This is a genomic window from Candidatus Hydrogenedentota bacterium (assembly GCA_035416745.1).
Lineage (GTDB): Bacteria > Hydrogenedentota > Hydrogenedentia > Hydrogenedentales > SLHB01 > UBA2224.
The window spans coordinates 23455-30938 of the sequence record DAOLNV010000070.1 but is presented as its reverse complement, the minus strand read 5'-3'; the positions used below and the strand labels follow the sequence as shown (position 1 = coordinate 30938).

At 60.2% G+C, this 7484-nt stretch carries 6 protein-coding genes; 4 read left to right on the top strand and 2 right to left on the bottom strand.

Annotated elements, in window-relative coordinates; all coding sequences use genetic code 11:
• Nucleotides 1-71: 71 nt before the first annotated feature.
• The 4 genes from speD to PLJ71_17455 all read left to right on the top strand — a co-directional run bounded on the left by speD (nucleotide 72) and on the right by PLJ71_17455 (nucleotide 2747).
• Nucleotides 72-497 carry an adenosylmethionine decarboxylase gene (speD, locus tag PLJ71_17470; protein ID HQM50482.1) on the top strand — a complete coding sequence of 142 codons (426 nt, stop codon included), beginning with the start codon at nucleotides 72-74 and terminating at the stop codon, nucleotides 495-497.
• Nucleotides 475-1566, top strand: coding sequence for a deoxyhypusine synthase family protein (locus tag PLJ71_17465; GenBank protein ID HQM50481.1), 1092 nt, complete (start codon nucleotides 475-477; stop codon nucleotides 1564-1566). Before speD ends, PLJ71_17465 begins: the two co-directional genes overlap by 23 nt.
• 5 nt (nucleotides 1567-1571) lie before the next feature.
• Nucleotides 1572-2480, top strand: a complete 909-nt coding sequence (speB, locus tag PLJ71_17460) for an agmatinase (GenBank protein ID HQM50480.1) — start codon at nucleotides 1572-1574, stop codon at nucleotides 2478-2480.
• Between the two features lie 63 nt (nucleotides 2481-2543).
• A complete protein-coding gene (locus PLJ71_17455) occupies nucleotides 2544-2747 on the top strand; it encodes a hypothetical protein (GenBank protein HQM50479.1) in 204 nt (67 codons plus the stop codon).
• Nucleotides 2748-3055: 308 nt separating this feature from the next.
• On the opposite strand, the gene PLJ71_17450 is transcribed toward PLJ71_17455, so the two are convergent.
• Nucleotides 3056-3277, bottom strand: a complete 222-nt coding sequence (locus tag PLJ71_17450) for a hypothetical protein (protein HQM50478.1) — start codon at nucleotides 3275-3277, stop codon at nucleotides 3056-3058.
• 530 nt (nucleotides 3278-3807) lie between these two features.
• Nucleotides 3808-7425, bottom strand: a complete 3618-nt coding sequence (locus tag PLJ71_17445; protein HQM50477.1) for a carboxypeptidase-like regulatory domain-containing protein — start codon at nucleotides 7423-7425, stop codon at nucleotides 3808-3810.
• Nucleotides 7426-7484: the final 59 nt, after the last annotated feature.

Sequence of the window (7484 nt, the reverse complement as noted above, 5' to 3'; positions counted from 1 at the left end):
GCCTCCCTTGAGCAAGGAGTAGTGCGTAAGGCGGCACGACGCATCTACATGCGACAAGGAGGGTTTATGAGTTGTATAAGGGAAGACATCTACTGATCGATTGCCGGAATGTTGCACGTGAAGTGTGCCTCAACGACAAGCTGGTCCTGAATGCCATGGCACGCGCCGCGGAACGCGCCGGCGCGACCGTAATCTCACAAGTCCGGTACAAGTTTGGCCAGGACTCCCCCCCCGGATTCGCCGCAGTAGTAATGCTCGATGAGAGTCATTGCTCTGCCCATTCCTATGCGGATTTGGGATTGATTGCCATGGATGTGTTCACCTGCGGAAAGACCAACCCCCGCGATGTGTTCTTCTATCTCCAGGAAGAACTCAACCTGGGCGATGTCCAGGTGCGCGAGGCGGGGAGGTTCGCGGTGAACGAAGACGCCGAAGAAGGCACCGTGCTACCGTCTTTGGAACGAGAGGGAATTGGTGTCCTCACGAGAACTGCATGACGGAAGAAAAGACGGTTTAACCCCGCTCGAGAGCCTGCGCTTGGACTCGGTCGAGTCGTTCGCGGATCTCGCACGGGGCATGGGCAGAACGGCGTTCGGAGGCCGGCAGCTCGGTCTCGCCTTCGATACCCTTCTGACAATGGCCCGGGATGAAGAGTGCCGCCTCGTCCTGACCCTCTCCGGGGCCATGACCGTCGCTAAACAGGGGTCCATCGTGTGTGAAATGCTGGACCGCGGTTTGGTCGACGTGATCGTGGCAACGGGAGCGCTCATGGCGCATGGTCTCACTGAATCCATAGGCCTGACACACTATGCGGTGAACCCGGACACGAACGACAGGGAGTTGTTCGAAAAAGGATATAACCGCATTTACGACACGTTGGAAATGGAGACGAACCTCAACTCGGTAGCCGAGTTGGTGGCTGACGTACTGACGACGGAGGACCCGCCCGACGGGGTGTGGTCCTCCGCGTCCTTCTGTCACGCAATAGGCCGGCGCCTCGACCAAAATGACGAAGGCCCCGGCATTCTGCGCAGCGCCTACAAACGCAATGTCCCTGTCTTTATCCCTGCATTTACCGACAGCGAACTGGGGCTAGATTTCGCCACCTGGGCCATGAAGGCCGTTATGAACAAACTGGGGATCGAAGAAGGTTCGACCGTCGATCCGCAAGCGGTTTTCACAGCCGTGCCTCCCTTCAATCCGTTTGTGGACCTTCAGGCGTATGCCCGTTTCGTGGGCCGCGCCAAACGACTGGGAATCTTTACCATTGGCGGCGGCGTGCCTCGAAATTGGGCCCAGCAGGTTGCCCCGTTCTATGACATCACGGCCGCCCGGCTGGGAATCAGGCTCCCCGAGGCGCGGTTTCAATACGGTGTGCGCATTTGCCCCGAGCCGGTACACTGGGGCGGCCTCTCAGGATGCACGTATTCGGAGGGCGTGAGCTGGGGCAAATTCGCGGCGCCCGAGGACGGCGGTAAGTATGCGGAAGTCGCCGCCGACGCCACGCTGGTCTGGCCGCTGCTCATGAAAGCTGTGTTTGAGGAATTGGACCGCCATTCAGATTAGCAGCCATGCGGCACGCACTGCCTACCTCAAAGAATTATCTTGCGTTGGACCGGAGCCAGTCGGATATCCGGACGGCTTCCGTGGTTGTCCAGCAAGCACCCTTCGAGCGCACCTCCTCTTACGGAACAGGCTCAGCCAAAGGGCCCCAAGCGATTATCGAGGCATCGCATCAGGTGGAGTTGTTTGACGCGGCATTGGACAGGGAACCCGTCGCGTCCCTCGGGGGTATCGCCACGCTCGCTCCGATGAAACCCGGCCAAAAGGACGGCAGACAGTTCGCGCGCACTCTTAAGAACGAAACCGAATACTGGATTCGCCAGGGTAAGTTCGTCGTAACGTTTGGTGGTGAACATACTTCAACGATAGGCGCCATCCAGGCGCACTGCGAGGCTTACGGCGGCCTGACCGTCCTCCAGCTTGATGCCCACAGTGATCTCCGCGACGAATACGAGGGTTCACGCTGGAATCACGCCTGCGCGATGGCGCGCGTGCTGGATTTCCACAAGCATCTCGTCCAGGCAGGAATCCGCAGCCAGGCAATCGAAGAACGCCAAAAGACTGACGCTCTAGGCACGCCGGTCGTTTATGCCCATCAAATCCTCGCACCCCCGTCCGGGGAAGATTCCTGGATGAAACGGGTGATAGGGGCGTGCCGCGAACGCGTATACATCACCTTGGACTGCGACGTATTCGACCCTGCGGTCATCCCCGCGACGGGGACCCCTGAGCCGGGCGGATTGAACTGGGCGCATGTGGAGGGTTTGTTTCACAGATTGTGTTCCGCGCGCGAAGTAGTCGGTATGGATGTAACGGAACTCGCACCTATTAAAGGAATCCTGTATCCGCAGTTTACGATTGCAAGACTCGTGTACCGGTTTCTGGGAATACGGTTCAAACATGGGACGAATAGTTGATTTGCGCTGCTTGTCAAGTACAATTAATATGAGTTCGTGGTTCTGGGGAAAGGAGATGGGCACATGATCCCCGCGGACGATTTCTCGGATGAGTATGGCTGGGATGACGAATCGCTGCAGCGACGGCAACGCCGCCGCAAATCCAAGAGCAAGGACCGTTTGGACCTGCACGAAAGAGACAACGAAGCAGAAAAACCCAAGAAAGGCTTCGAGCGGCGTTCCCGGCGCGAGCACGATTGGGACGACGAATACTCTGAAGAGTACTAGACGCCGCGGACTTGTCGTCTGCCCGCATGAATGTCCCGTTCCCGGAGATACGTGTAGAGAAGGGCCACAAATCCTTCAAGAAGCCGTTGCATCAAGGAATGTTGTAAACTCGAAAAATGCACGCGCGGAGGCGGCGGGGTGACAGAGCATCGGTAGGGCATTTCCCACGGGAAGAGAAGAAATGACGGGCGGGGCTTCTTTGGCGTAGGTAACGCGAAACTGCATCCACACTCCTTGCGACTGCGCCATGCCGTTTTGCCGAACTCACGCGAACTCAAAGGCGCTTGAGCCGTGACCGCGTCCGGATCTCATGCTCGGGGCTTCTTATCCGCGACATAGCCGGTGTCGCCCTGGGCGAGCAAGTCGCCTTCAGGGGAAACAATGAAGAACGTATGGCACCCGTAGACCTGAGCTCGAAGCGACGCCGAAGCCAGCTGACAGTTTCTCCAGGATGTGCCATTCCGCTTGGTGGGGTTCATCTCCCACACTTTCGCCGCGTCCGGCGATAGTCGAACCGTGTACGCCCACATGGCGCATCTCCCTCTCGGTGCGATGGAACCTCAAGAGACGCAGTACCGCAACCCTCTTGAAGTTTCTATAGTATCACATATGCAGAAATAATACAAGGCCCCATATGTTGGAAAAGCGCAGGAACCATGGGAATTTCTCGGAAAACATGCGGCCACGCTCTCTGCCACAACGTGTTCAGGGGGCGAACAGACATTTCGACGCGGCAAAGTAGGGGGGAACCCCTATGATTTTGTGCAAGCATGTCCCAAACGACATGTCCTAGGAACCCCTACAACACGCTCACCGATCACGATTCTCCGGCCGCGGCCGGGCCCGGCGGAATCCGCCTTGAAATGCCATCTCACGCGGGGCTGCAGAGGCATGGAAAGAAAGATGCTTTTCCACCAAGACTCGCAGGCTCCATCGTCTTTCTTCTCGGGGTTCTCTGAGGCTCCATGTGATGCCATCTTCTGGTTCCACTGTGCTCTGAACACACAAACGAGGGGAAAACAGCCTCTTCAGGCCGCGAAGAACATACGCGTGCACGCGATTACAGATCGAGCGTGATCTCGATGGAGCTATCGGGGTCAACTTCGATGACCTGGCTCACGTAACGGGCGTTCATGAAGGCCTCATATTCGGTTTCGGGGGTGCCGGCAATCGCCACGCCAACGACGGTGTAGGTGCCGCGTTCCAGGTTCTCGACCACGAATGTCCCCTCCGGGGAAACTGGTGTGTAGCCGGAAACCAACGCGGCGAAGGCCTGAACATCCTCAAGCGTCGGCTTCTCGATTTCGACCTTCCCCGGGAGCACGGCAACATGTGCTTGTTCGCCTTTCCGTACGCCCCGCACCGTTCCTCTGATGCTGGCGACCGGTCCGAAATCGATATCCTGCCGCAAGCGTTGTCCAGCCTGGAGCTCGAACGAGAAGGTCTTTATGCGCCTCTGCCGCCCACCGCGCAACGAGACCTCGAGGGTTGCCGAACCGGGGGAGAGGTTCTCGACGCGGTAGTATCCGTTCGCATCGACGTTCGTCCCCGTGCGCTGGTCGCCGCCCCCGGACTCGATGCCCAACATTATGTACGCTTGGGAAGCAGGCCCCCCTTCAACTGTCACCACGCCCTCCACAACAGCATTCTCACCCGCAAATTCGAAATCGACTCGCGTTACGCTGTTCTCGGCAATAATGATTGAACGCTTGACGCGCAGGTACTGTGAGGCCGAACTCGTGCCGTCGCGCCGATTGACGACCACGCTGCCTTCGCCTGCGGGAAGGCGTTCGAACGAGTAGTAGCCATCTGTTCCCGTGACAGTGTTTTCGCTCCGGTCGCCAACGTTAAGCGAGACCGTCTGCCTGTTGACCGGCTGTCCGCCTTTCGTAACATATCCTTCGACCGCCCCCCCGACGCTCAGCACAAAGTCAGCCCGTGTGACGGCCCCAAGGCGGGTAGTTACCGTTACGGTCTCCGGGGCATATGAGGGATGCGACGCGGTGAGTTCCACGGACCCTGCCTCAAGGCCCTCGGCGCGAAACGCGCCACCTGCGTCGCTACGCGCCACTGCCGCACCCCTGCGTTCTTGGCTTCCCTGATAGATGGACGCCCCGGAGACGGCGTTTCCGGCGGCGTCACTCACGGTTCCTTCCACAATGGCGCCCGACTGCAGGCGAAATACCAGGTTGGTGATTTGCTGTCCAGGGGCGACTTCGCCCAGCAACAACTGCTCCGGCGCGTAACCCTCCGCTTTCGCGATGAGTACGCCGGCGCCACGGCCAATACCCACATCCACGGAGAACCGCCCCTCAGGATCAAATATGCGATTCCATCCCACGGATGGGCCGGATGCCTCACGCTCAAGGTATCTCGCGGAAGCCTGGGCCAGCTGAAATTCCTGGATGGGTTGACCGGTTGCCGCGTCGACGACTTGGCCCGAGGCTGTGGCCGGAGGCTGCAACACCACCGCCAGGTTGCTCACACCCGCCTGAACGTCTCGAGGTTCCGCAGCCGCGAAATCCTTGTGAAAAACGCGCAGGGAATAGGTCCCTGATGCGACCCCCGCGATTTCAAAACCGCCATCGTGAAACGACTTGGCTGAATGCGAGTATCCGGTTGCCGAACGCGCGTTTATATCTGCGCCGGAGACGGGATTCCCTTCCTGGTCAGTCACGCGGCCGCGAATGGATAGATCCCCTGTTTCGCCTGCTTCCAAAGAGGCCTGTTCGCCTGGTTCGCCGTCCCAGACCAGTTTCACGGGGGCACTCTGCTCCCCGGATGCCACGCTTACCTCGACATTCGGACGCCGGGGAGCGCCTTCTGGCAAGCCTCTGGCCACGACGCCCACCATGAAATCTCCTCCCGGGAGCCCATCCCAGATGAAACTTCCTTCCCTGCCCGAAGGTTGCACGTCGTTAATGCGCAAATAGGACGCCTGGGTTGCCGTGATGAAAACCGGCGCGCCTTCCACCGGCGTGCCCGAACTCCGAACCACCTGGCCCTGAACCGTCGCGCCGGGCGCAACAACAAGGGTCACGTCGTTCGAGACGCCTTGCGAGGGGACCTCAACCGGCACCGGTTCGGGGGAAATCAGGCGCCGTTTTCGCGCCTGGAGCATGAGCCGGAGGCCGGGCGTAAGCCCTGCACAGGCAAAATGGCCTTGGGCATCGGTCTTCTCCGCCTCCACGCGCGACCCTTCAGTGGTGCTGAAAGTCACATCCGCGTACGGCACAGGGCTGCCCGCTTCGTCCACCACGTAACCTTGAACAACTGCGCCAAAGAGGATGCGGAAGTCAAGTCCTTCAAGCGTTTGCCCCTGTTGCAGCGAAACGGATGCCTCATTGGCCAGGCCGGAAGCCCGGGCGTAGCGGAGGCTCGGCGCCACTACGAATATCCGGTAATCGCCCGGCCCCATGCCGGTGATGGCATACGAGCCGTCCGAGCCGGTCTCTACAGTCATGCTGGAGACACTCCCCTCGCCGCGCGCAGCCACATACATGTCCGGCAGAGGTTCATCAGACTCCTTGTCATAGACGCCTCCTGACACACTCGCGGCCGGAACGACGCGCAGCACCAGGCTGCCGTCGGTTTCGCCTTCACGGACTTGTACCCGCAGGGTAGCGCCTTGGGCAAGGGCGTATCGCTCATCCGCGAGGGCCAATTCGTAGGCAGCGGGCCGCAGCGCGGAAAAATCGAAGCGGCCCTCGGCTGTCGTGACCGACTCGAAGCGCTCCTGTGTTGTCGGGCCATTCGCGACCACCGCCACGCCTTGGACCGGTTCCCCAGTCTCGCCGAGCACTAGACTGCCGCCCAGCGCCCCGCCGCGCGTCACCTCGATATCAAGCCCATCAAACGGGGGCTGGGTGGGACCGGCAAGCGACGCGGCAGCGTTTTGGGGTACCGCCAACACGTAAGTGGGCGCTTGGGGCAACCCCGAGAACTCAAAGTGACCGTCAGCGCCCGATGCCGCGGAGTCGGGCATCACCAGCCATCGCGCATCCAACCCTCCGGACTGCAGCGCGGTCCGGGACAACCCGAACCGCTCCGCGCCCACGGGTTGCAGCGCCCATACCGTCACATCGCCAAGCGGCTGCCCGGCGGCATCGTGCACGACCCCCGAGACATGGCTCGAAGCGGTCAGTTTCATGTCGAGGTCCGAAATGGGTTGTTCAACCGACAGGTACGCTTTTCCGGCCTGGGCAAAGCCCTCGGTGCGCGCAACAACGGAATAATTGCCCAAGGTCAGATTCGCAATCTCAAATTCCCCATCAGGATTGGTCCGCGCATCGCGGCGGACAGGATGTTTGAGAAGACCGCACGGAGTCTCGCCGGCTGTCTGAAGGACCGCGACCGCGGCATCGGCTGCAGGTTGACCGTCATATCCCCGGACCCGTCCCAGAACGACGCCCGGGAGGATGCGGCCTTCGCCCTCCGGGGCTGACAGAACGGCCTTGCGCGTCCCGATTACGCCGGTATCCACGCGGCCTGCTTGGGAGGCACGATGCGAGGGCGCTGGCGGAACAGGCAGCCGGTCCGTGGGCTTGACCGGCACTGGACCGACCCCGCCAGTCTCAGGGCTGGACGTTTTCGACCCGCCATGCAACAGGAGCCACAACACGACAACCAGCCCCACGCATGCAAGAAGTATCAGCGTAAATCTGAGATTGTGTTGCATTTATATTTCCGGAAACGGCGATGAAACAGCTTGTTCGCGCTGCCAGTGGAACCGGAATT